At 69.5% G+C, this 24459-nt stretch carries 24 protein-coding genes; 10 read left to right on the top strand and 14 right to left on the bottom strand.

Going from position 1 to position 24459, the window contains the following annotated elements; translation table 11 throughout:
* Together HL658_RS18135 and fae are read left to right on the top strand one after the other, a co-directional pair.
* Positions 1-891, top strand: a complete 891-nt coding sequence (locus HL658_RS18135; RefSeq protein WP_180284954.1) for a RimK family alpha-L-glutamate ligase — start codon at positions 1-3, stop codon at positions 889-891.
* Entirely contained in the window at positions 888-2339 is a 1452-nt protein-coding gene (gene fae, locus HL658_RS37805) for a formaldehyde-activating enzyme (protein ID WP_281378814.1), read from the top strand. The genes HL658_RS18135 and fae overlap by 4 nt, the downstream gene beginning before the upstream one ends.
* A gap of 41 nt (positions 2340-2380) precedes the next feature.
* On the opposite strand, the gene HL658_RS18125 is transcribed toward fae, so the two are convergent.
* Positions 2381-3088 (bottom strand): HisA/HisF-related TIM barrel protein, encoded by a 708-nt coding sequence (locus tag HL658_RS18125; RefSeq protein ID WP_180284956.1) that lies wholly within the window; start codon positions 3086-3088, stop codon positions 2381-2383.
* Positions 3089-3110: 22 nt separating this feature from the next.
* On the opposite strand from HL658_RS18125, the gene HL658_RS18120 reads away from it, so the two are divergent.
* Both HL658_RS18120 and HL658_RS18115 read left to right on the top strand, forming a co-directional pair.
* Entirely contained in the window at positions 3111-4124 is a 1014-nt protein-coding gene (locus HL658_RS18120; RefSeq protein ID WP_180284957.1) for an ATP-grasp domain-containing protein, read from the top strand.
* Positions 4106-5137 (top strand): hydantoinase/oxoprolinase family protein, encoded by a 1032-nt coding sequence (locus tag HL658_RS18115; RefSeq protein WP_180284958.1) that lies wholly within the window; start codon positions 4106-4108, stop codon positions 5135-5137. The genes HL658_RS18120 and HL658_RS18115 overlap by 19 nt, the downstream gene beginning before the upstream one ends.
* A 25-nt stretch (positions 5138-5162) precedes the next feature.
* Here HL658_RS18115 and HL658_RS18110 read toward each other — a convergent pair whose 3' ends face one another.
* On the bottom strand, positions 5163-5903 hold the full coding sequence (locus tag HL658_RS18110; protein WP_211109782.1) for an ABC transporter permease: 741 nt from the start codon (positions 5901-5903) through the stop codon (positions 5163-5165).
* Positions 5900-6904, bottom strand: coding sequence for an ABC transporter substrate-binding protein (locus tag HL658_RS18105; RefSeq protein ID WP_211109781.1), 1005 nt, complete (start codon positions 6902-6904; stop codon positions 5900-5902). Before HL658_RS18105 ends, HL658_RS18110 begins: the two co-directional genes overlap by 4 nt.
* A 229-nt stretch (positions 6905-7133) precedes the next feature.
* On the opposite strand from HL658_RS18105, the gene HL658_RS18100 reads away from it, so the two are divergent.
* Positions 7134-8042, top strand: a complete 909-nt coding sequence (locus HL658_RS18100) for a quinoprotein relay system zinc metallohydrolase 2 (protein ID WP_180284960.1) — start codon at positions 7134-7136, stop codon at positions 8040-8042.
* A gap of 11 nt (positions 8043-8053) precedes the next feature.
* On the top strand, positions 8054-8869 hold the full coding sequence (locus HL658_RS18095) for a quinoprotein dehydrogenase-associated SoxYZ-like carrier (protein ID WP_246337677.1): 816 nt from the start codon (positions 8054-8056) through the stop codon (positions 8867-8869).
* Between the two features lie 12 nt (positions 8870-8881).
* On the opposite strand, the gene HL658_RS18090 is transcribed toward HL658_RS18095, so the two are convergent.
* From HL658_RS18090 to HL658_RS18040, 11 genes are all read right to left on the bottom strand, one after another.
* A complete protein-coding gene (locus tag HL658_RS18090; protein ID WP_180284962.1) occupies positions 8882-9217 on the bottom strand; it encodes a hypothetical protein in 336 nt (111 codons plus the stop codon).
* 383 nt (positions 9218-9600) lie between these two features.
* Positions 9601-9933 (bottom strand): cupin domain-containing protein, encoded by a 333-nt coding sequence (locus HL658_RS18085; RefSeq protein ID WP_180284963.1) that lies wholly within the window; start codon positions 9931-9933, stop codon positions 9601-9603.
* Between the two features lie 29 nt (positions 9934-9962).
* Positions 9963-10838 (bottom strand): branched-chain amino acid ABC transporter permease, encoded by an 876-nt coding sequence (locus HL658_RS18080; protein WP_180284964.1) that lies wholly within the window; start codon positions 10836-10838, stop codon positions 9963-9965.
* A gap of 17 nt (positions 10839-10855) precedes the next feature.
* Positions 10856-11626 carry an ABC transporter ATP-binding protein gene (locus tag HL658_RS18075; RefSeq protein WP_180284965.1) on the bottom strand — a complete coding sequence of 257 codons (771 nt, stop codon included), beginning with the start codon at positions 11624-11626 and terminating at the stop codon, positions 10856-10858.
* A complete protein-coding gene (locus HL658_RS18070) occupies positions 11623-12621 on the bottom strand; it encodes a branched-chain amino acid ABC transporter permease (RefSeq protein ID WP_180284966.1) in 999 nt (332 codons plus the stop codon). The genes HL658_RS18075 and HL658_RS18070 overlap by 4 nt, the downstream gene beginning before the upstream one ends.
* The gene (locus HL658_RS18065) at positions 12590-13348 is read right to left on the bottom strand and encodes an ABC transporter ATP-binding protein (RefSeq protein ID WP_180284967.1); all 759 of its coding nucleotides are present in this window, start codon (positions 13346-13348) and stop codon (positions 12590-12592) included. The genes HL658_RS18070 and HL658_RS18065 overlap by 32 nt, the downstream gene beginning before the upstream one ends.
* On the bottom strand, positions 13345-14487 hold the full coding sequence (locus HL658_RS18060; RefSeq protein ID WP_180284968.1) for an ABC transporter substrate-binding protein: 1143 nt from the start codon (positions 14485-14487) through the stop codon (positions 13345-13347). The genes HL658_RS18065 and HL658_RS18060 overlap by 4 nt, the downstream gene beginning before the upstream one ends.
* 56 nt (positions 14488-14543) lie before the next feature.
* Positions 14544-16091 carry a hydantoinase B/oxoprolinase family protein gene (locus HL658_RS18055; protein WP_180284969.1) on the bottom strand — a complete coding sequence of 516 codons (1548 nt, stop codon included), beginning with the start codon at positions 16089-16091 and terminating at the stop codon, positions 14544-14546.
* 26 nt (positions 16092-16117) lie between these two features.
* Positions 16118-18196, bottom strand: coding sequence for a hydantoinase/oxoprolinase family protein (locus HL658_RS18050; RefSeq protein ID WP_180284970.1), 2079 nt, complete (start codon positions 18194-18196; stop codon positions 16118-16120).
* A complete protein-coding gene (locus HL658_RS18045) occupies positions 18193-18987 on the bottom strand; it encodes an IclR family transcriptional regulator domain-containing protein (RefSeq protein WP_180284971.1) in 795 nt (264 codons plus the stop codon). Before HL658_RS18045 ends, HL658_RS18050 begins: the two co-directional genes overlap by 4 nt.
* A 268-nt stretch (positions 18988-19255) precedes the next feature.
* Positions 19256-19984: an HpcH/HpaI aldolase family protein gene (locus HL658_RS18040; protein WP_246337676.1), complete on the bottom strand. Its 729-nt coding sequence runs from the start codon at positions 19982-19984 to the stop codon at positions 19256-19258.
* Positions 19985-20454: 470 nt separating this feature from the next.
* Here HL658_RS18040 and HL658_RS18035 point away from each other — a divergent pair, with 470 nt between their 5' ends.
* From HL658_RS18035 to HL658_RS18020, 4 genes are all read left to right on the top strand, one after another.
* Positions 20455-21453, top strand: a complete 999-nt coding sequence (locus tag HL658_RS18035) for a Bug family tripartite tricarboxylate transporter substrate binding protein (RefSeq protein ID WP_246337675.1) — start codon at positions 20455-20457, stop codon at positions 21451-21453.
* Between the two features lie 39 nt (positions 21454-21492).
* A complete protein-coding gene (locus tag HL658_RS18030) occupies positions 21493-21963 on the top strand; it encodes a tripartite tricarboxylate transporter TctB family protein (protein ID WP_180284973.1) in 471 nt (156 codons plus the stop codon).
* Positions 21964-21972: 9 nt separating this feature from the next.
* Positions 21973-23481 carry a tripartite tricarboxylate transporter permease gene (locus tag HL658_RS18025; protein ID WP_180284974.1) on the top strand — a complete coding sequence of 503 codons (1509 nt, stop codon included), beginning with the start codon at positions 21973-21975 and terminating at the stop codon, positions 23479-23481.
* 86 nt (positions 23482-23567) lie between these two features.
* On the top strand, positions 23568-24347 hold the full coding sequence (locus HL658_RS18020) for an IclR family transcriptional regulator (RefSeq protein WP_180284975.1): 780 nt from the start codon (positions 23568-23570) through the stop codon (positions 24345-24347).
* The last annotated feature ends 112 nt before the right edge of the window (positions 24348-24459 follow it).

Genomic DNA, 24459 nt, shown 5'->3' with positions numbered 1-24459 from the left:
ATGCCCGCCGATGCCCCCGCCCTGATCCTGACCGAACGGCCGGACTGGCACACGCCGCGCCTCGTCCGTGCGGTGGAGGAGCGCGGGCTGCCCTGTCGCTGCGTGCCCCTGAGGGCCTGCGGGATCGCCGCCGGCCACACGGCGACCGGGCTGCTGATCCCCGGCTTCGAGGACCGGCCGCCGGCCGGCGTCTTCGTGCGCGCGGTCGGGCACGGCAGCTTCGAAGAGGTGACGCTGGGCCTTGGCGTGCTCCACGCGCTGCGGGAACTGGGCGTCCCCGTCGTCAACGACGCGCGGGCGATCGAGCGCTGCGTCGATAAGAGCACGACCAGCTTCCTGCTGGCCCGCGCCGGCCTGCCGACCCCGCCGACGCTGGCCACCCGCAGCGCCGCCGTGGCGCGGCGGTCGCTCGCCCGCCACCCCGATCAGGTGCTGAAGCCCCTGTTCGGCGCCCAGGGCCGCGGGCTGAAGCGCCTCGCCGGCCCGGACGACCTGCCGGAGACGGAGGAGGTCGCCGGTGTCTACTACCTCCAGCCCTTCATCCCGCCGCGCCGCGCCGACGGCTGGCAGGACCGCCGGGTGTTCGTGGTCGGCGACCGCGCGGTCGCGGCCATGACGCGGCACGGCCGCTCCTGGATCACCAACGTCCACCAGGGCGGGCGCTGCGAGGCTGCCCCCACCGACGACGGCCCGGCGGCGCTCGCCGTCCGCGCCGTCCGGGCGGTCGGCGCCGATTACGCGGGTGTCGACCTGATCCAGGAGCCGCAGGGCCGCTGGCTGGTGCTGGAGGTCAACAGCATGCCGGCTTGGCAGGGGCTCCAGCGGGTCGCCTTGGTGGACATCGCCGACGCGCTGGCGGAACGGTTCGCGGAGCGGGTGGGGGCCGGATGACGGACTGGCTCCGCTGCCCGCCCGATCCCGCCACCGGCGTCGCCGGCGCCTATCTGGCCGCCTGCCAGACGGAGCTGCGCGCGCTCAAGCCCGGCAACGTGCATGTCCACGCCGCCGGGCACGGCATGACGGTGCGGCAGTTCCTGACCAGCGCCGAGGTTACCGCGCCCATCCTGGCCGAACCCGGCCTGACCGTCGGCGAACGGATCCACCGCGCCGTGGCGACGACCCGCGCGGCCGTCGGCTGCAACACGAATCTCGGCATCCTGCTGCTCGCCGCACCGCTGGCACAGGCTGCGCTGTCCGGCAGGGGTGCGCTGCGCGACAGGCTGTCCGCGGTGCTCGCCGGCCTCACCGTGGCCGACGCCGAGTGGGCGTTCCGCGCCATCGCGCTGGCGGAGCCGGCCGGGCTCGGCCACGTCGAGGAGCAGGACGTGCGCGGCCCAGCCACCGTGACCCTGCTGGACGCCATGCGGCGGGCGCAGGACCGCGACCGCATCGCCCGCCAGTACGCCACCGCCTACGCCGACATCTTCGACACCGCAGTCCCGCGGCTGGCGGCGCTGATGCAGCGGGGTGCCGGTTGCGAAGAGGCCACCGAACGGCTTTTCCTCGAACTACTCGCCCAGTTTCCCGACAGCCATATCATCCGAAAGTATGGAGTAGACAGAGCCGAACAAACACGCCGACATGCTTCGCAATTGGTCGCGATGCACCGCACAAATATTCCGGGCAGCTTACTACGAATGCACTTGGCTGATTTCGACCTCAATCTCAAATACAATGGCATTAACCCGGGGACCACCGCCGACATGGTTGTCGGCAGTCTATTTTCCCTCTGGTTGATGCGCCTGATTTTAGAATCCCACAAAGCACGCCGGCCGACCGATCCCGGCTTCGGCAAGGAAGGGAGCAACGCCATGTCCGTTTGGGGAGGATCCTCCACGAAGATCAATCGCGTTCTTGTCGGCGAATCGCTCGTCGGCGACGGGAACGAGGTCGCGCACATCGATCTGATCATGGGGCCGCGCGGCAGCGCGGCGGAGACGGCGTTCTGCAACGCGCTGACCAACAACAAGGATGGCTTCACCAGCCTGCTGGCGGTGGTCGCCCCGAACCTACAGTGCAAACCTTCCACCATCCTGTTCAACAAGGTCACCATAAAGGGGGCCGAACAGGCGGTGCAGATGTTCGGCCCTGCCCAGCACGGGGTGGCCAAGGCCGTGGCCGACTGCGTGGCCGACGGCACCATCCCGCAGGCCGAGGTCGACAATGTCTTCATCTGCGTCGGCGTCTTCATCCATTGGGAGGCAAAGGACAACGCCAAGATCCAGGAATACAATTACCGGGCGACCAAGGAGGCGATCGAACGCGCCGTCAGTGGCTTCCCCAGCGTCCAGGATCTGCTTGCCCAGAAGGACCGGGTGAAACACCCGTTCGCGGCGTGACCGGGGGCGGGGTGACGGGCGGGGTGGCCGACGGCCCCGCGTCAGCCACCCCGCACCGGCAGATCCCCCGGTCCGATGCGGCCGTCGTGCAACGCCGTGGCCACCAGCGCGCCGGCCACGCCCCGTGCGGCGAGGTCCAGCAGATCGCCCTGGTCGCGCACTCCGCCGGCGGCGAAGAGCCGCGTGTGCGGGTGCGTCCGGCCGATCTCGGCAAGACGCCAGAAGTCCGGCCCGTCGCCCGACCCGACCCGCGCCAGCGTCATGGCGATCACCCGCTCCGGCCACAGGTCGGCGCGCGCCGGAAGATCGGGCGGCCCCAGGAACCCGTCGCGGAAATCGAGCGACAGGACGACCCGCGGCCACGCCCCGCCGTCCCGCAGCGCCTCCAGTTCGCCGATCCCGGCAAGGCTCTCGCTCCCCAGCACCGCGTCGCCGGGACTGCGCTCCAGGAATTGGCGCACCGCCGCCGCCTCCCGGAATCCGGCATCGACCCAGAAACGCAGTTCGGAGAAATTCGCCGCCAGCGTGGTGACCACGGCGCGGTTGTCGCCGGTGCCTTCGATGGCGTCGAGATCGGCCACATAGACCGTCCCGAAGTGGTGCAGGCCGAGCAGCCCCCGCACCACCTCCATCGGCCCGCTGCCCTCGCAGAGTGTGCTGCGCAGGGGCCGGTACCGGCCACGCTCGCCGCGGCGGGCGTGCACCACGCCGCCACCGCGCAGGTCGAGCACGGGAATGACCTCGAACATCCCACCCTCCGGGAAAGCCGCCATGCGCATCCTGCTCTGCGAGTTCGTGACGGGCGGCGGCATGCCCGCCGAAGAGCCGATCCCCGCCAGCTTCGCCCGCGAGGGCGAGCTGATGCTGCGGGCCCTGGTGGACGGGCTGCTGGAGATCCCCGGCACCGCGGTGACCGTCACCCGCGACGGCCGCCTGTCCCCGCTCCCGCCGCCGGTGCGCAGTATAACCGTCGATGACCCCCAACGGGCCTGGGTTCTTTGGGAGGAGGAGGCCCGGTCAGCGGACGCGGTCTGGCCCGTCGCCCCGGAAACCGGCGGCGCCCTGGAGCGGCTGAGCCGTCTGGTGGTCAACGCGGGGAGCCGGCTGCTCAACAGCCGACCCGAGGCGGTGGCGGTGGCGGCACGCAAATCCGCGACGGCGGACGCCCTGATCGCCGCGGGCATTCCCGCCGTGCCGGCATGGCCCGTCGATGGGCTGGATGATCCGCCGGGACGGGGCCCCTGGGTGGTGAAACCCGACGACGGGGCCGGGTGCCTGGACACCGGACTGCTGCGCGACCGCTCGGACTGGCTGCGTTGGCGCGCGGGAGCCGACCGGTCCGGCTTCGTCGTGCAACCCTTCGTGGAGGGGGTGCCAGCCAGCCTGTCCCTGCTTTGCCGGGACGGAGAGGCGACGGTGCTGACCGTCAACCGCCTGTTCATCAAACTCCGCGGCTCCCGCTTTGTCTACCGCGGCGGAGTGGTTGGCGGCGGGGCTGCGACGCCGGCCATGACGGAGCTGGCGCGCGCCGTCGCCGCCGCCTTGCCGGGCCTGTTCGGTTACGTCGGCATCGATCTCGTCGATACCGATCGCGGGCCGCGGGTGCTGGAGGTCAACCCCCGCCCGACCACCTCGATGGTCGGCCTGCGCCGCGCCACCGGGATCAACGTCGCCGCCGCGGTGCTGGACCTGATCGACGACCGCCACCCACTCCCGCCCACCCCCGCCCGCGTCGTACCGGTGCGCATCGAGCTGGAGGAGGAACCATGCCGAATGACGGGCTGATCGGGTTGGACATCGGGGGCGCCCACCTGAAGGCGGCGTGGTTCGGCAACGACGGCGCGCTGCTGGACCTTGCCCAGTTCCCCTGCCCGCTGTGGCAGGGCATGGACCGGCTGGACGCCGCGCTGGCGGAGGTGCGCCACCGCCGGGGGGAGCCGCGGCGCGTGGCCGCCACCATGACGGGGGAGCTGGCCGACCTGTTCGACGACCGCGCCGACGGCGTCCGCCGCATCGTGGCGGCCACGGCGGCGGCGCTCCCCGCGACGGACCTGCGCGTCTTCGCCGGCCCGCTGGGGCTGGTCGGCGCCGACGCCGCTGCGGACCATGTGGACGCCGTCGCGTCGGCCAACTGGTTCGCCACCGCACGGGTGGCGGCCATGGCCGGCGACGGCGTCCTGATCGACGTCGGCAGCACCACGACCGACATCGTGCCGCTCGTCGGCGGCGCGCCGCGGCAGTCCGGCTACACCGATGCCGAACGGCTGGACAGCGGCGAGCTGGTCTACACCGGCGTCACCCGCACCGCGGTGATGGCCGTCGCCGATGCCGTCCCCTTCGGCGGCCGGCGCCGCGCGCTGATGGCGGAGCTGTTCGCGACCATGGCCGACGCGCACCGCCTGACCGACGACCTGCCGGAGGGAGCCGACCAGCACCCGACCGCCGACGGCCGCGATCGCGGCATCGACGCCAGCGCGCGGCGCCTGCTGCGCATGGTGGGCGAGGATTTGCGGCCGGACAGCCGCGCCGCGGCGCATCGGTTGGCCCGGCATCTGGCGGAACGCCAGTTGCGCCGGATCGAGGACGCGCTGGATCTGGTCGTGTCGGGTGGCGCCGGTGACGGGCTGCCCCTGGTCGGAGCCGGCGTCGGCCGATTCCTGGTGTGCCGCCTGGCGGCGCGGCGCGCTGTGCCCTACCGGGATTTCGAGGCGCATCTGCCGATCCCCCCCGATCTTCGCGAGCGTGCCGGCTGGTTCGCACCCGCGGTCAGCGTGGGCTGGCTGGCGCGGACCGGCTGACACGCCGGCGGCTGGTACAGACCGTCTACCGCCGCCACCGCGACAGGCGCCGCTCCAGCGGCTGCATCACGCCGGCTTCGATCGCCATCACCACGGCGACGAAGGCGACGGTGTAGGCGAGGATCGCCGTGACGTCGAAGAGCTGGAAATACACCCCGATCTGAAAGCCGACCCCGTTGCTGCGCCCCAGCAGCTCGACCACCAGCACGATCTTCCAGATCAGCGCGAGCCCCGATCGGGCGGCCGCCAGGACATAGGGGGCGAGCTGCGGCAGGACCACATGGCGCAAGGTGCGCCAGGGCCCGAACCGATAGACCTCCGCCACCTCCAGATAGTCGCGATCGAGCGCCCGGGCGCCCTCGCGCACGATCACCGCCACGTTGGGAATCTTGTTGATGGACACGGCCAGCACCGCCGCCAACTCGACCATGCCGAACCAGACGTAGCAGAGGATGATCACCACCAGCGCCGGCAGGTTCAGGAACAGCACCAGCCAGCCGTCGAACAGCCGGTCCAGCAGGGCCGACCGGCCGAGCACGATGCCGATCGCCGCCCCCAGCAGCATGGAGAGCATGAAGCTGGCCACGACCCGCGCCAGCGTCGCCGCGAGATGGCCAACCAGCTCGCCGCTCGCGACCTCCCGGTGGATGGCCGCCAGCACGTCCAGCGGCGGCGGCAGCAGGCGGCTGGCGGCGGCATCCGCGGCAACATGCCAGAGCGCCAGGAACAGCAGCAGGGACAGCGCCCGCTGCGCCATGTCGGTCATGGCCCGTCCGGGATGGAGACGCCGGGCCAGAAGGTGCCGTCGGCGAGACGGCCGCCCCGCCCCACCAGCTCCGCCCCGCCGAGCTCCGCAACAACCGCGAAGAGACGGTCCGCCGCCTCCTTCTCCGCGGCTCCCCAACGGCTTGGAATGCCGGCGCGGTATCCGGCCCGGAGTGCGGCGAAGGTGGCCTCGTCCTCCGCACGCATCAGCGGACGCAGCGGCTCCCACGCCGCGTCGGTGGTGCGCAGCACCTCTTTGGCCCTCAGCGTCGCGCGGAAAAAGGCGCCGACGGCCTCCGCGTTGCGCCGCCCCCAGTCCTCCCGGAACACGTAACCGATCGCCGGCATCTCCGCGCCCACCCCGAGCCGGGCCGCGATCCCGTTGACGTCGAGCAGCCGGCGGAAGCCAAGCGCGTCGAGCCGCGCCGCGAACGGCCAGTAGTTGAGCACGGCGTCGAGCTGCCCGGCCTGCATCTGCTGGTTCAGCAGGGGTGCCGCCGCGAACACCGGCCGCGAGTCCCGCGCCGGGTCGAACCCGTGCTCCTTCATGGCGAGCGCGCGGACCAGCAGCCAGCTCTTGTCCAATGGCCCGCCGGCCACCCCGATCCGCTTGCCCTTCAGGTCCGCGAGCGAGCTCGCGGCCGAATCCGCGGGCACCATCACCGCACCGACGGACGCGGAGAAGGGGATGAAGGCAATGCGCTCGTCCTCGCCGCGCTGGCGGCTCACCCAAATCCAGTCGCTGACGATCATGTCGACGGCGCCGGCCTGCAACGCGATCTTCCCGGCTTCCGGGTTCGCGAGGTCGACCACCCGCAGGTCCAGCCCGGCCGCCGTGTCGAACCCCTGGCGCTTGATGGTGTCGATCTCCCACGCGACGGTCCCGAACTTCACGAGGCCCAGGCGCAGGGGCATCGGCGTGTCGCCCGTCGCCACGCCCGACCACAGCACGGTCAGGAAGGTCAACGCGGCCATGGCCGCGCGCATCCGGCTGCGAAGCATCGAACCCATCCCATCCTTGTGAGACACCGTCCAATGTAGAGCACCACCGTACCGGATTTGCGAATTCTTTGGCATGATGCTTCGTCAGGCAGCACTCCGCCGGCGCGGCATGGTGCAATGCACAAATACTTTCGGAACATTGCGCTTCCGTTTCATTGAGCATTATTGTCAGGATAGGCGAAGTCGTTTTCGGGAGCCGCCATTGCCGAGCGCCCGACATTGGGTTTCCATGGCTGCAACGGCGGCTGGCGCTTGGCTTGTGCCGTTGGCGCCGGCCTGGAGCGAGCCGTTGCCGGTGACGGAGGTGGCGCCCGGCGTCTTCGTCCACGCCGGCGCGCACGCCGAAACGGACGCGGCCAACGACGGGGACATTGCCAACTGCGGGTTCGTGGTGGGGACGGACGCCGTCGCGGTGATCGACACCGGCGGCAGCCCGTCCGTCGGCCGGAGGTTGCGCGAGGCGATTCTCGCCCGCACCGGCCGGCCGATCCTCTACGTCGTCAACACCCACGCCCACCCCGACCATGTGGGGGGGAACGAGGCGTTCCTGCCCGACGGGCCGGCCTTCGTGGGGCATGCGAACCTGCCGGCGGCGCTGGCGGCACGGCGCGACCACGACCGCCGCGCCTACGAGGAGGCGACGGGCCGGCCGGCCGCCGACCGAAGCCCGGTGGCGCCGACCGTTACCGTGAGCGACCGCATGGACATCGACCTCGGCGGGCGGGTCCTGGAGCTGGTGGCGCACCCGGTCGCGCACACCGACCACGACCTCACCGTCCTCGACCACGGCGCCGCCACCCTGTGGACCGGCGACCTGGTCTTCCAGGAACGGGCACCCGCCGTGGACGGCAGCGCGCTGGGCTGGATCGCGGTGCTCGACACCCTGGCCCGGGTGCCGGCACAGCTCGCGATCCCAGGACACGGGCCGCCCGCGTCGCCCTGGCCCGATGCCGCGGCGGATCTCCGCCGCTACCTGAAAGGCCTCGTCGCCGACGTCCGCGCGGTGCAGAAGGCGGGCGGCACCATCCAGCAGGCCGTCGCCACCGTTCCGCCGACCGGCGGAACCGCGTGGCGGCTGATCGAAAACTACCACCCGCGCAACGTCACCGCGGTCTTCGCCGAACTCGAATGGGAATGAAGGGGGGAAACATGCGCCCTTGGCACGGAATCGGACTCGCGGCGGCCTGCGCCGGCATGATCTGTCTTGCCGCCGGGGGCGCCGTCGCGGGCCCGGCGGAGGAGACGCGCTGGCAGGTCCTCCAGGATCTCTATTTTGCCGGTCGTACGGTCGAGGAGGCGGGGCCCGTCGTCAGCCTCGAGGCGCCGACCCGCGCCCATGACGCCGCCCTGGTGCCCATCCGGGTCGCCACCGCGCCGGCGCCGGGCGTTGCGGTCACCGCCGTCCACCTGATCGTCGACAACAACCCGGTGCCGCTGGCCATGGTCCTGCGCTTCCCCGACGGCACCCGTCCCCACGCGGTGGATACGCGGCTGCGCGTGGACGCCTACACCAACATCACCGCCGTCGCCGAGACCGCGGACGGCCGGTTGCTGAAGACCGCACGCTTCGTGAAGGCGGCGGGCGGCTGCTCCGCGCCGTCTCCGAAGAACGCGCAGCTCGCGGCGCTACGCCTGGGCAAGATGAAGCTGAACCTGCCGGAGACGGTAAGCACGGGGAAACCGGCGACCGCGCAGCTCCTCATCAGCCACCCGAACTACACGGGGTTCCAGTACGACCAATTGAACCATTATTACATACCGGCCCACTACGTGAAAACGATCGGCGTGCGCTACAACGGGGAGCCGGTGCTGGACGTGGAAGCCGACATTTCGATGAGCGAGGATCCCAGCCTCCATTTCACCATCGTCCCGGAGAAGGAGGGCACGTTGGAGGTCGTGGCGGAGGACACCAAGGGCAGGATCTTCAAGGAAAGTTGGCCGATCCGCACGACGCCGGGTTCATGAGCCCGGAACTGCTCAGAAGCACTTCAGGTCGGCGGCGACCTGGATCTGGCGGAACTCGTCCTGCAGATCCTTGACCCAGCCAGTGCCACGCACCAGCGCGGCGCGCTCGCCCGGCGCGTCCTGCATCACCCGCGCCGTCTCGAGCGTCACGTACTTGTCGTAGGGAAAGTGGGCCGCGATCTCGTCCACGCTGCACGAGCACTTGCGCATGGTGATCTGGTCGTTGCCATTGGCCGCCATGCAGCCAATCACGTAATCGACCCGCACGTGGGTGGGATACCCCTCCTCGGCCCGCGCCTCGTGCAGACCCGCCAGGAGAAACACCGTCAGGGCAAGCGGTTTGAGCATGCGACCGTTCCGGAGCATCGTCGTCGGTCATCCATCCTGCGGCCAGCGCCCCTTTCCCCTCAAGCCCCCCTTTCGGAGAGGGCAGTGAACCACCCTCCTCTTGCACAACCCGCCGCGCACGACTGCCGGTCGAGCGCAACAAGATGATGCCGATCCCGTCCTCTGGCGTGGTGTCCGACAGGACCGAGGTGTTTTCCGGCGGGCCGAGGCCGCCGTCCTACTCCGCGGGAAGGGCAGCGGAAGGAGACTGGCACGCCCCGGCGAGGCTTTCCACGGTCGTACAGCGTCGGCAGACCGCCCACTCGTCTTGCTGTTCCAGCAGCAGAACGTCGACCAAGCGCGGGGCCGCCGACCGACAGGGCGCCGGCCCGCAAACCCTACGCTCATGTGTATTCTGGCCGCTTCGGGGTGAACACGTCCAGATTCAGGACCGGCTCGTCGCCGACGACCTCGCCCCAATGCTCCACCCCTGACGGGATGAGCAGAAGGCCGTTCGGGCCGACCAGATGCTCCTCGCTCCCGACATGGAAGCGGATGGTACCGGCCAGGATGTAGACGATCTGTTCGTGCACATGGCTGTGCGGGCGCGGCTCGTGGCCGGGCATCAGGCGGTGCAGCGCCAGCGTGGCGCCCTCGCCGGTGAAGACCTTGCGTTCGACGCCCGGCCGCACAGGGGTCCAGGGCAGCGTGTTCCAGTCCACGGAAGGAATCGTCATGATCGGTGTCTCCAGCTGTGGGGCGGCCGTCACTTGGCGAGCCCGAGGATTCCGGATGGGCGGACGAAGAGGAAGAGCAGCAGGATCGACAGGGCGACGACGGTCTTCAGCCCCGCCCCGAAGAACAGGATGGCGACCGCCTGCACGACCCCCAGCATCAGCCCGCCGAGAAAAGCACCGAAGGGGCGGCCGAACCCGCCGATGATGGCGGCGATGAAACCGGAGATCGCGAACGGCACGCCGACGTCGAACGCCGTGTATTGCGTCGGCGTCAGCATGATCCCGGCGATGGCCCCCAGCCCGGCGCTGAGCGCGAAGGCCAGCGCCAGCATCGAATGGACGGGGATGCCTTGCAGGGCCGCCGCCTCGCGGTTGATGGCGCAGGCGCGCATCGCCTTGCCGGTCCGCGTCGTGCGGAAGAACAGGGCGAGCAGCCCCACGATGGCGAGCGAGCCGGCGACGATCCACAGCGCCTGCATGTTGACGGCGATGCCGCGCACCATGACCGGCGGCAGGTCGGTGAAGACCGGCAGCGTCTTGGGCTGGTCGTCCACGGCCAGATAGGTCAGCCGTTCGATGACGATCTGGGCGGCGAGTGTGGCCAGGATCATCACGAACATCGGGGCGTTGCGGTTCCACAGCGGCCGCACCACCACCCGTTCGATGACCACCCCCAGCAGGGCGACGGCCAGCACCGCCAGCAGGATCGCCAGGCCGTAAGGCAGCTCGCCCCGCACCAGCAGCACGTGCGTGATCATGCCGCCAAGCATCACGAAGGCGCCCTGGGCGAAGTTCACGATACCGCTGGCGTTGTAGATCACGCAGAAGCCGATCCCGATCAACCCGTACACACAACCGATGCCGAGGCCACTGACCAGGCTCTGGCCGATGAGCGTCACATCCATGGTCCCCTTCCCCCCCGTCAGCCGAGATAGGCGGCGATGACGGCCGGATCCTGGCGAATGCGATCGGGCGCGCCCTGGGCGATCTTCCTGCCGAAATCGACGACCACGACCTCGTCGGCCGTGTTCATCACCAGATGCATGTCGTGCTCGATCAGCAGCACGGCGGTGCCGTCCTCCGCGATGTCGCGGATCAGGGAGGCGAGCCTTGCGGTCTCGTCACCGTTCAGCCCCGCCGCCGGCTCGTCCAGCATCAGCAGCTTCGGCTGCGCGGCGAGCGCGCGGGCGACCTCCAGCAGCCGGCCCTGGCCGTAGCTGAGCGCGGCGGCCGGCAAATCCGCCGCGGAGCCGAGCCCGACGAGGTGGAGAAGGGCGCGGGCGCGGTCCTCGATCGCCGCTTCCATGTCGCGGATCGCGCGCGGCCGCAGCAGCGCCGCCAGCAACCCGCCGCGGCTGCGCAGGTGGAAGCCGACCTTCACGTTCTCCACAGCGCTCAGCTCCGGAAACAGCTTCACGAGCTGGAAGGTGCGGATCAGGCCGCGCGCCGCCTTGGCTTCCGGCGCCTCGTGCGTGACGTCGGTGCCCTCGAACAGGACGCGCCCGGAACTGGGTGGAACGGCGCCGGAGATCAGGTTGAACAGCGTCGTCTTGCCGGCCCCGTTCGGCCCGATCACCGCGGTGACGCTGTGCCGCGCCACCTGGAAGCTGACGGCGTTCACCGCGACGAGGCCGCCAAAGCTGCGGGTCGCGTCGCGGACCTCCAGACAGACGGATCCGGCAGTGGCGGTCATGGCTTCCTCCGCGTGTCGAGGGCGGCGAACAGGCCGGCCAGCCCGCGCGGCGCGTAGATCAGCAACAGGATCAGCGCCGCGCCGTAGGCCAGGTCCTGGTAGTCGCGGAACGAGCGGAAGGTTTCCGGCAACACGCTGACCACCAGGGCGCCGATGACCGGGCCAGCCACGGTGCCGATGCCGCCGACATACAGCATGGTGAAGGACAGGATCACCATGTGCAGGCTGAACACCTCGGGGCTGACATAGCCGACGACGTGGACGAACAGCGAGCCGGAGAGCGAGGCGAAGGCGGCGGCCAGCAGGAAAGACACCAACTTGTAGCGGGCGACGTTGATGCCCAGCGCGCGGGCCGCATCCTCGCTGCCGGCGATGCCGGCAAAGGCACGGCCCAGGCGGGAGCTGCGGATGCGCGCCACCGCCAGCGCCGTCGCCACGACGCAGGCGCTCAGCATGATCAGCACGGCGCGGTCGCTCGAGACCTCGTAGCCGGCGATGTCGATGGGCGGCACGCCGGAAATGCCGAGATAGCCCAGCGTGACGCTCTCCCATTCCACCGCGATCTCGTGGACGATCAACCCGATGGCCAGCGTCGCCATCGACAGGTAGTGGCCCTTCAGGCGCAGGGTCGGGTAGCCGATGGCGAGCGCCGCGGCCAGCGCCGCCGCCAGTCCGGCGACCATGGCGGGCAGCCATCCCCACTCGTGCTGGGTGGTCAGGATGGCCGACGCGTAGCCGCCGATCGCCGCGAAGGCGCTCTGCCCGAAGGACACCTGGGCGGTCAGCCCCATGAAGATGTTCAGCCCCGATACGAAGACGGCGTAGATCAGGGCGAAACCGACGACGGTGGCCGGATAGCCGCCGGCCACCAGCGCGTAACCGACGATGCACGCGGCCACAAGCCAGGGTGCGACGGCGGCGAGGCGACCGCGTGGCGCCGGCTGCGCCGGCACCGGGAACGCCTTACGCAAAATAGTACTGGGCGAGCTGGTCATGCGATTGCACCTCGCGGGGGTCGATGACGGCGGCAAGCCGGCCGAGCGACAGCAGGTAGGCGCGGTGCGCCAGCTTGAGCGCCGAGGGCGCCCGCTGCTCCACCAGCACCACGGGAAGGCCGGCGCGGTTGAGAACGCCCAGCGTCTCCAGAATCTCCTCCATCACCCGCGGGGCGAGGCCGAGCGATGGTTCGTCGAGCAGCAGGATCTTCGGATCGGCCATCAGGGCACGGCCGATGGCCAGCATCTGCTGCTCACCGCCGGACATCGATCCGGCGGCCTGCCCCAACCGTTCCTTCAGCCGGGGAAACAGCTCGAACACGCGGCCCATCCGGCGCTGGCGTTCCCGCGCGTCGCGCCCCAGCCGCCACGAGCCGAGCTCCAGGTTCTCCGCCACCGTCATCGGGCCGAAGATGCCGCGCCCCTCCGGCACCAGCACCACGCCACGGTTGGCGACGGCCGCCGGGTTGCGCCGGGGCAGGCTGCTCCCCATGAAGCTGACCTCGCCGCCAGTGGCGACCAGCCCCAGGATGGCGCGCAGCAGGGTGGACTTGCCGGCACCGTTGGGACCGAGCACCGCCACCAGTTCACCGGGGCCGACCACGAAATCGAGCGGCGCCAGCGCCTGGACCTCTCCATACCGGGCGCTCAGCCCCCGCGCGGCGAGGACGGGATCGGCCGGGACGGGAACCGCCCCGGCGGGCGCGCCGGATGCGGCCGCCGTCATTGGACGATCTTGACCTGGTTGCCGGCGATCGTGGCCAGCACGAAGGGATTCTGCGTGATGCCCTGGTGGTTGTCGGCGCTGAATCGGTAAGCGCCGGTGGTGCCCTGGAACCCGTCGATCTTCTCGATCTGGTCGCGCACCGACGGGCCGGCCGCCGACTTGCCCGCCTGGATGGCGGCGACCGTCAGCATGACGCCGTCCCAGCCCCGCGACGCCCAGTTGGGGTCGCGGTCGCCGTACTTCGCCCGCCAGGGATCGAGGAACCGGGCGATCTCCGTCTTCATGCCGCTGTCGGGAAGCGATTCGAACACCTGGGACGGCGAGGCGACGAAGAAGAAGCGGTCGCCCAGCACTTCGGCCACGGGCTTGAAGACGGCCAGATCCTCCAGGCTGGTCAGCAGCAGCATGGTGGAGCCGAGCTGCTTCATGTTCTTGGCGGCGGTCAGGGTGGTGCCGCCCAGCCCGATCTTGATCACCGCGCCAGCCCCGGCGGCCTGGATCTTGTTGATCTGGACGCTGAGGTCGGCGTCGTCCTGCTTGTAGGATTCGACGTCCACCACCTCCAGCCCGTACTTGCCGGCGACCTTCTCGGCGACGGACTTCTGCAGGAGGGCGTAGGGTGTCGGGTCGTGCAGCACGCCGACCTTGCGGATCTGCGTCTTGTCCCGCAGGTACTCGAAGCGCTTCTCCACCTCGAACCCGGCCGGCGGCAGGGTGGTGAAGGCCCATTTCACCTGGGAGGCCTGTTGGGGCAGGATCGAGCACAGCATCATCGGCTTCTCGGCCTTCGCCACCATGGTGGCGGCGGCGAAGTTGCCGGCCGACACACAGCCGCTGATGAACACATCGACCCCGTCCGACGACAGCATCTTGCGGTAGGCGGTCACGGCCTCCTGCGGTTCGGAACGGTTGTCTTCGACCACCACCTCGACCTTCCGGCCCATCACCCCGCCCTTGGCGTTCAGCTCGTCGGCGGCGAGCTGCACCCCGTCGCGCCAGGCGCGATCGACGGTGGCGGCATAGCCGGTCAGTCCGGCGGAAATGCCGATCTTCAGGACCTCCGCCGCCTGGGCCGGCTGCGCGCCGGCCAGCAGCGCCGTGGCCAGCGCCGCAAACATGGTGCTCCGCTGCAAGGACATGACCTTCCCTCCCCGTTTCGTTGGTTGGAATTTCGCGCGAACGTCCCAAGGGACCGTCAGGCGGGCGGGCCGAAGCCGCCGCCGCCCGGAGTTTCCAGAATCACTGCGTCGCCCGGCTTCATGCTGAGCTTGCGGGCCTGGCTGACCGGCTCGCCATTGACCAGGAAGCGGCCCGGCTGTCCCGGGTCGCCGCCGCCCAGCCCCTCCGGTCCCAAGCCGAGACGGCTCGGCACGGCGTTCAGAAGCCAGGGGTCGCGGGTGTTCATGTGGAAGGCGATGATCTGGCCGTCGCCACCGTGCGTACGCCCCGCCCCGCCCGACCCCCGCCGCAGTTCCTTGCGGTCGAAGACGATCGGCATCGCCGCCTCCAGGATCTCGATCGGCACGGCGGCGACGCCGGTCGGGTAGCAGGTGGCGCTGGGGCCATGCTTCTCGGCGCGCGCGCCCATGCCGCCCGAATAGTTGAACATCGACGAGGTGAAGGGCTGGCCGTCGGCCTTGCGTCCCTCGATCTGGATGGTCCACACCGCGCCGGAGCCCTCGGCCAACACCTTCTCTGGGAAGACCTGGTAGAGCGCCTTCAGGATCGGCATCGGCACATACATGCCGACGACGTGGCGGGCGTTGACAGGAGCCGGGTAGCGGCAGTTGACGATCGATCCCTCCGGCGCCTTCACCTGGATGGGGGCGAGGCTGCCGGTGTTGTTGGGAAGATCGTGGTTCAGGCAGCTCCGGATGGCGAAGGTGGCGTAGGCGTGGGTGTAGTTCAGCACCACGTTGATGCCGGTGGAGGTCTGCATCGAGCTGCCGGTGAAGTCCACGGTGATGGTGCCGGTGTCGGCGTCGATGGTCAGCGCCGCCTTCAGCGTAATCTCCTCGCCGCCCGGCACGTCGAACACGGACTGGCCGTGGTAGGTGCCCGGACGGAGCTGGCGGATGGCGGCGCGGGTGGCGTCCTCCGACCGGTCGATGATCTCGTCGGACAGGGCCTCGATGTCGTCGAGCCCGTGCCGCGCGCACAGGGCGATCAGGTGTTCGGCCGCCGACCGGCCGCTCGACACCTGGGCCGCCAGGTCGCCGAACACCGCGTCTGGGGTGCGCACGTTCCGCCGGATCATGGCGTGCAGCACCGGGTTCGGCGTCCCCCGCTCGTACAGCTTCAGGGGCGGGATCCACAGCCCTTCCTCGTGCACGTCGCGGGCGCCGGCGCCGATGCCGTAGCCGCCGATGTCGGTGTGGTGGATGGTGGAGCCGATGTAGGCGATCAGCCGGTCGCCGTTGAAGATCGGCGTCAGGGTGGTGATGTCGAAGAAGTGGCCGGCGGACAGCCACGGGTCGTTGGTGATCAGGACGTCGCCCGGGTCGCAGCGCCCGGCGAACTCGCGGACGAGGTGGGCGCCGGCGAAGGCGAGGGAGTTGATGTGGCCCGGCGTACCGGTGTTGGCCTGGGCGACCATGCGCCCGCGCTGGTCGAACAGCGCGACGGCAAGGTCACCGGCCTCGCGGACGATCGGACTGAAGGCGATGCGCTGCAGCGCCTTGGCGCGCTCCGTCACCACGCCGATCAGGTTGGACCAGAGGATTTCGAGTTCGACGCCGTCCATGTTGCGGCTCCCGTCGGTGAGTGTGGTCAGGCGTGGGCGGCGGGTGCCGCGGTGGCGACGATGCAGCCGACGGAATCGATGGTGGCGATCCAGCCCGGCGGGATGGCGGTGGTGGTCTCCCGCTCCTCGATGATCGCAGGGCCGGCGACCGTCTGGCCGACCGCGAGGCCGCCGCGGTCGTAGACCGGGACCATTTGGCCGTCCTGCCAGGCATGGACCGGGCGCATGCCCTTGGGCCGGCCGGGCTCGCTCGCCGGCCGGCCGGCGGAATGGAAGCGGATGGCCGGCCCCTGCACGGTGACGCGCCACGTGACGATCTCGGCCGGGACGTGCGACGGGTTCATGCCGTACAGCGTGCGGTAGACCTCGGCGAACTGGGCGACGAGGGCGTCGATGTCGCGCGCCTCGCGCGGGTCGCGGTCGAACATGACCGTGACCTCGTTCTGCTGGCCGGTGTAGCGCATGTCCGCGCCGATGGCGACGCGGACGTCGGCGGGCGCGCAGCCCGCCTCGGCGAGCGCGCTGCGGCCTTCCTTCTCGAGGTCGGCGAGGATGCGCCCGACCCGATCCCAATCGACACCGTTCAGCCGCATCAGGTCGCTGCGAACCAGGTCGAGGCGCACGGGCGTGACCAGCGTCCCGAAGGCGGACAGGACGCTGGACTGCGGCGGCACGATGACGGAGGAGCTTTGCAGCAGCTCCGCCACGCCGCAGGCGTGCAGCGGGCCGGCCCCCCCGAAGGCGAACAGTGGCAGGCCGCGGTAATCGACGCCGCGATCGGTGGCGTGGGAGCGCGCCGCCGAGGCCATCGCCTCGGTCACCACGCGGTAGATGCCGCGCGCCGCCTGCACCGGCGTGCCGCCGAGCGCGCCCGCCAGTTCGGCGAACGCGGCGTCGGCGGCCGCGCGGTCCAGCCTCATCTCGCCGCCCAGGAAGTTGTCGGCGTCGATCAGGCCCAGCATCAGGTCGGCGTCGGTGACGGTGGCGTTGCAGCCGCCGCGGCCGTAGCAGGCGGGGCCGGGGTTGGACCCGGCGCTTTCCGGACCGACCTTCAGCAGGCCGAGCGCGTCCACATGGGCGATGCTGCCGCCGCCGGCGCCGATCTCGATCAGGTCGATCGAGGGCACGGTCACCGGCAATCCGCTGCCTTCCTTGAAGCGGTAGCGGCGGTCCACCTCGAACAGGCCGGTGACCAGCGGCGTGCGGTTCTCGATCAGGCAGGCCTTGGCGGTGGTGCCCCCCATGTCGAAGGACATGAGCCGGTCGATGCCCAGGATCTCGGCGTAGTGGCAGGCGGCCAGCGCGCCGGCCGCCGGGCCGCTCTCGATCATGCGCACCGGGTTGCGGCCGGCGGTCTCGGCGCCGACGACGCCGCCGGAGCTCAGCATGATCAGCGGCGTGTTGCCGAACCCCTCGTGGCGCAGCCGGTCGCTGAGTCGCCGCAAATAGGGCTGCGAGATGGGCATGGTGTAGGCATTGACGGTCGCGGTCGAGGCGCGCGGATACTCGCGGATCTGCGGTGCCACGTCGGACGAGGTGCAGATGAAGACGCCGTTGAGCTGGCGCGTCAGTTCCGACGCCACCGCCGTTTCGTTGGCGGGGTTGGTGAAGCTGTTGACGAAGCAGATCGCCACCGCCTTGGCACCGCTGCTGCGGATGCGGTCGGCGAGTGCCGCGATGTCCCCCGCCGACGGTTCCGTCAGCACCGTGCCGTCGGCCAGCGTCCGTTCGCGGAGCCCGAAGGTCAGCTCTTCCGGGACCAGCGGTTCCGGGAACTCGATCTGCGGGTCGTACATGTCGTAGCGGTGCTCGTTGCGGATGGCGAGCACGTCGCGGAAGCCCTCCGTCACCACCAGCGCGGTCGGTGGTCCCTTGCGCTCGATCAGCGCGTTGGTGACGACGGTGGTGGCATGGACGACGACGCCATCGACGTCGTCGGGCGTCACGCCGGCCTTCCTCAGAACCGCCTGCACGCCGCCGAAGAAGCCGGACAGCAGGTCGTCGTGGGTGGTCAGGGTCTTGTCGACGGTCAGCCGGCCGTCGGAGTTGCGCAGCACGATGTCGGTGAAGGTTCCACCGATATCGACGGCAAGGGAGTAACTCATCGGTTCGCTCTCCAGCCGAGACCACGGGAGATGGCCTGCGCGGCGGCAAGCAGCTTCTCCAGTTGCACGGCGTCCGGGGGTGAAGGGATGAACTGGGTGGCGCCGACGATCGCGATCGATCCGGCGATGTGTTTGCGGTGATCGAAGACGGGAGCCGCCAAGGCGTTGACGGCGGTGATCATCTCGTCGGCGGCGGCGGCCCAGCCCTGCCGGCGCACGAGCTCGACCTCGGCGGCCAGGCGGCCGGCGTCGGTGATGGTGCTCGGCGTCCAGTGCGGCAGTGGACCGGCCAGCGTTCGTTGCAGCAGGGCCGATGGTCCGAAAGCCAGCCAGACCTTGCCGTGGGCGCTGGCGTGCAGGTCGAAACGGGTTCCGGGCCGTGTCCCGAATTCAACCACCGTGCGTCCCTGGATCAGGTCGAGGACCACGAGTTCGCCTTCGACGACACGGCAGATCGTGACCGCCTGGCCGATGGAGTCCCTCAGCCGCATCAGTTCCTCGCGCGCGGCGGCCACCACGTCGAAACGGGCCCGCACCGCCTCCCCCAGCACCAGCAGCTTGACCCCGACCTCGTACCGCCCGGTGTCCGGATCCTGGCTGACGAGGCCGTGGCGCTGGAGCGTCACGAGGTGGCGGTAGATCGTGGCCTTCGACGCCGACAGCGCTTCGGCGATGTGGGCCAGCGACAGGGGTTGGCTTTCATGCGCCAGGAATTCCAACGCGCGCAGAGCGAGGTCCAAGGTGCTGGTCCCCGCAGGCTCCTTCCCTGCCAGCTTCAGATCCTCGGGCACCGGCCTCGCTCCGTTGTTGTTTCAAATATTGAAATTGCGTTTCATATGATTGGTGTGTCTTTGGGCAAACGGTTGCTGTGGCTGGCAATCGTTGACAGCGCTTCACGGTCGGGTGTCTTGCGTTTTGAATATTGAAACGTCGTTTCAATATGTGTCGATCATGGCGCCGGCGTTTCTTGCTGTCAACATCCTATTTTCAGTGAACTGTACTGTTGATGGAAAGATTGTCAGCGCTGCGAATGAGACGGACGGCGGCGACCGGTCTCGATCACCGTGCCCCGCGCAGACCGCCGAATTCCTCGAGAACCCGACCCGCCGCCTGACGCATCAGACCCTGGTCCGAACCGATCATGAAGGCGCTCGCTCCAAGGGCCGCGAGGGAGCGCGCCTCGTCGACATGGGCGGCCATCATGCAGACAGGCTTGTCGGCTTTGCGGGCCGCCTCGATGATCCGGGTCACCGCCGCCCGCACTTCCGGCGCGTCGGGGGAAGCGGCGGCGAGGGCGACGGTCAGGTCGGCCCGGCCTATGAACACCGCGTCGAGCCCTTCTGTGGCCATGATCGCGTCGAGACGCTCCAGCGCATCGGGGTCCTCGATCATGGCGATGACGGCGACGGACTCGTCCTGGGCGTCGACGTGCGGCCACATCGCAAGACCACCGTAACGGCCAGCCCGCGGCGAGTTGGAGAACCCGCGTCGTCCACTGCGGTAACGGCAGGCCGACACCGCGGCCGCGGCGGCCTCGGGCGAGGCGACATGGGGAATCAGCACGCCGGCCGCGCCATCGTCGAGCGCCGCGAGGATCTGCGCCGGGCTCGGCTCGGCCACGCGGACAAGGCCGGCGATCCCGGCGGCGCGGGCCGCCAGAAGGGCGATGTCGATCGACCGGCGGTCGAACGGGGCATGCTCCGCATCGATGACGGCGAAGTCGAAGCCGAGATCGCCGAAGATTTCCACGGTGTGGCTGGTCGGCGTCTTGATGAATGTGCCCAGCAACAGCTCGCGGCCAAGCAGCCGGCGGCGAAAGGATCGCGCTGGGGACGGACGACTCTGGTCTGGCATTCGGCTCTACCTTTCGGGAGGAATGGGGGGAGCGGCGGCGGCCAGTACCCGGGCACCTCGGCCGGCGGCGGAATGGGCTTGGGCGGCTCTTGGGCTGTTGTTCGGCCAAGCGAACTTTTGGCCGAATCCATGCTCCGCTCAACTGACAATCTACGCAAAGCGCAAACGGTCGTGCAAGACCCCGACGCGGTCGATCCACGGCAGGCGCAGGCGCATCCCGACCTGGCCGACGTGGAGCAACCGGCGGCGTTTGTTCTCAGATGAGAACCAGTTCAATACCTCGAACAATAATGTTGACGAGGCCGAACAATCTGATTAGCGTACCAATGACGGCGCGCCGCGATGCCACTCATCAAGCTCCGGCAGGCGCGTCCAGAAACCCATTCCAAGGGAGGAGACGAGCGATGCGGCGTCTGATCGCCGGCGTTGTGGCCGGCATTATCGGCATGGCGACCCTGCCCGCTGCCGCGGATGGCTTTCCCGCGCGCGATCTGCAGGGAATCATCATGTGGGGTCCCGGCGGAACGACCGACAAATTGGCCCGGGTGCTGACCCCGATCGTCGAGGAAAAGCTCGGCAGGAAGGTCGTGCTGGTGAACAAGGCCGGCGGGTCCGGGGCGATCTCGGCCCAATACGTGCACGCCCGCCCCGCCGACGGATACACCATCCTCTACGGCTCGGAATCGCCTCAGATTCATGGCGTTCTCGGCCTTTCGAACATCAGCTACAAGGACTTCGTCGCGTTGGCGATCTTCGCCGACACCACGCCGACGGTGCTGGTCCGCAACGACGCGCCGTGGAAATCCCTCGCCGACCTCGTGGCCGCCATGAAGGCCGAGCCGGGGAAGATCCGCATGGGGTCGACGGGACCGGCGGGCACCGCGGCGATCGTCGGGACGATGCTCAAGATGTCGGCCGGCGTCACCTACGCGGATGTCCCGTTCGAGGGCGAGGGTCCGACCCTGACCGCCCTGCAAGGCGGGCACATCGACTTCACGCCCGTCACCTACCCGGCGGCGAGCGAACTCATCCGCAGCGGGAAGGTGCGTGTTCTCACCGTCGTCCATCCCACACCGTACGCACCGCTGCCCGACGTTCCGCCAGTGGTCGCCGATTACCCGGAACTCGCCAAGTATCTGCCCTGGGGGCCCTTCCAAGGCGTGTTCGTCCGGCGCGACACACCGCCCGACGTGGTCGGGGCGCTGACCGCCGCGTACCGGGCCGCCGCGGCCGACCCGCGCTTCGTCGGCTTCGTCAAGGATTTGGGCGCGACCCACATCCTCGTCAGCGGTGCGGAGGCCGACGCGCTCGTGACCCGCTGGCAGTCGATCACCAGCTGGCTGCTGGACGCCGCCGGCGCCGCCAAGGTCAGCCCGGCGTCGCTGGGAATTCCGCGCCCCTGACCATGCCCGGCGCGCGCATCAGACACAGGAACCCCGTCCATGACCAACTCCCCACCCCTTCCGGGTGAGCGCGGATTCGGCTATGCGCTGGTTGCGGCATCCGCGCTCATCCTCTGGCTGGCGTTCGGCATCTCCGGCCTCTCGTCGGCAAGTTCGGCCGGAGCTTTCCCGATGGCCGCCGCCGCCGTGATGCTCGTCTCTGCGATCGGGATCGTGCACCGGAACCGGCGCCGGCCGCACAGCCCACGGCCGCCGACGACAGCCCCCCGATCCGTGAGGACCGGCACCGATATTCTGCCCCGCGAGGTGGCGCTCTACATGGCGATCCTGATCGCCTACGTCGTCAGCCTCGAACACGTCGGCTTCCTGGCGTCCACCAGCGTCTTCCTTCTGGTCTCGCTGTGGCAGCTCCACCGCCGAAGCGCGGTGACGCTCCTGGCGGTCGCCATCGGCGTCCTGCTCACCATCCAGATGGTCTTCGGCACGCTGTTCCAAGTCCAGCTTCCTTAGAGGCGCGTGATGCCACAAGCGCTCGAATATTTCCTGATGTCGTGGACCGACCCTTCGCTGCTGGGGCTGATCGCCGCGGGCACCTTCGCCGGCATCTACATCGGTGCGCTGCCGGGGCTGTCGGTCACCATGGCGGTGTCGATCCTGATCTCCTTCACCTTCACGTGGGATGTCAACGCCGCGCTGGCGCTGATGGGCGGCGTGTTCTGCGGCGGAGTCTACGGCGGGTCGCGATCGGCCATTCTGCTCAACATCCCCGGCACCCCGGCCGCGGTCGCCACCGCCTTCGACGGCTACCCGCTGGCGAAGCTGGGCGAGGCGGGCAAGGCGATCGGCGTGAGCACGGTGGTGTCGGTGATCGGCGGCTATCTCGGCATACTCGTGCTGGCGATCGCGGCACCCATGGTGTCGGAGGTCGCCCTGATGTTCGCCCCGCGCGACTACCTTCTGCTGGCGATCATCGGCCTTCTGCTGGTCGGCAGCCTGTCGGGCGACTCCCTTGCGAAGGGTCTCTTCGCCGCCGCGCTCGGGGTGATCATCGGCATGGTGGGTCTCGATCCGCTGACCGCGGAGGGCCGCTTCACCTTCGGCCTCGTCCCCCTGCTGAACGGCATCTCCTACGTCGCGGCCATGATCGGGTTCTTCGGCGTCGCCGAGGCGCTGTTCCAGATCCGCCAGCTCGGCACGGCCGGGGTGAAGCAGGACGTGTCGCGCATCCTGCCGGCCTGGCGCACGGTGTTCCGTTTCCTGCCGCTGTCGATCCGCAGCTCGGTCATCGGCGTCATCATCGGCGCGCTGCCCGGCACCGGCGGCGACATCGCCGCCCTGATCGCCTATGACCAGGCCAAGCGCACGGTCACCAACCCCAGCCGACCCTTCGGCCAGGGTGCGTACGAGGGGCTGGTCGCCCCGGAATCCGCCAACAACGCCGCGGTCGGCGGGACCTACATCCCGATGCTGACGCTCGGCATCCCGGGCGACGCCGTGACGGCGATCATGATCGGCGCGCTGTTCATCCACGGGCTGAAGCCCGGTCCGCTGCTGATGGTGGAGACGCCGCATCTGTTCTGGTTCATCGTCGGCGGACTGGTGCTGGCCAACAGTTTCCTGCTGGTGTTCGGCCTGACCGGCATCCGCCTGTTCACCCGCGTCGCCGAATGCCCGCGCGGCATCCTGATCCCAATCATCATCCTGCTGTCGATCATCGGCACCTACTCCATCCAGAACAGCATGGTCGATGTCTATTGGATGCTGGCGTTCGGCATCCTCGGCTACTTCCTCAAGGTGTACCGGTTCGAGCTGGGCCCGATCATCCTGGGCGTGATCCTGGGACCACTCATGGACGTGTCCTTCCGCCGGGCCATCCTGTCGCAGGAAGGCAGCACACTCGGGCTGCTGTCCGACCTCGTGAGCCACCCGATCTCGGCCGCCCTGACGGCGGCGGCGGTGCTGCTGGTCCTCAACCAGACCCCGCTGTGGCGACGTCTGCGCCGGCCGGGCCGCGTCGCCGCCCTGTGACCCTGCCGACGATGGAGAGCCGGTTGACAACACACGCGAGCCCCCATATGTCCGTTCCGTTCACATATGAGAACGGCCTCGGCACAATGAGCGACGATCCCCGCGCTTCGGTAAAATCGGCAGACCGCGTCCTCGACATGTTCGAGCTGCTGGCGCGCTGGGGGGACGGAATGTCCCACACCGCCCTGGCGGAGGCGCTCGACATCCCGAAGAGCAGCCTGAGCCAGCTTCTGAAGACGTTGACGTCGCGCGGGTACATCAGCTTCGACGCCGGCAGCAAGACCTACCGGCTCGGCGGCCGCTTCGCCGATCTGGCCCGCCAGACGGCGCAGCTGCACGACCTGATCGGTCTGGCGGAGCGCATCCTGGCCGAGGTGACCGAAAGCACCAACGAATCCTCGGCCTTCAACCTGCTGCGCGGCGACATGACCGAGGTGATGGCCACGGTGAGCAGCCCGCAGCGGCTGGTCTCGCACATGAGGCTGGGGGACCTGGCACCCCTGTACGCCACGTCGGGCGGCAAGGTGATCCTGGCCTTCCTGCCTGAGGCGATGCGGGAGGAGTATCTGGGCCGCGTGGTGTTCGAACCGGTCACGCCCCACACCCTGACCTCCAGCGCCGACCTGAAGCGCCAGCTGGAGACGGTTCGCCGCGAAGGCGTGGCCTACTCGTTCGAGGAGTTCACGCTCGGCATCATCGGCATGGCGATGCCGGTGCTGTCGGAATCCGGACACCCGCTTGCCTCGATCAACATCGCCATGCCGGCGGTCCGCTACAACTCGCGCGTCCGCGAGCGCATCATCGAGACCCTGGGCAACGCGACCGCGAAGCTTGCGGCGCACATCCAGCGGAGCGGGCGGCTGTAAGCAAGTTCATAGTTGAGAACTGGTTCTGCTAATAGTACGATTGCTCGCGCACGCTGTCGCCCGCCGCGGTTCGCTGGCGGGCCCTCCCCCCGTCGTACCGAAACCACCTCCT

Origin of the sequence: Azospirillum oleiclasticum (genome assembly GCF_013423485.1) — a bacterium.
Lineage (GTDB): Bacteria > Pseudomonadota > Alphaproteobacteria > Azospirillales > Azospirillaceae > Azospirillum > Azospirillum oleiclasticum.
Note: the sequence above shows the minus strand (reverse complement) of the source record. Positions and strands in the feature narration are given on the sequence as shown.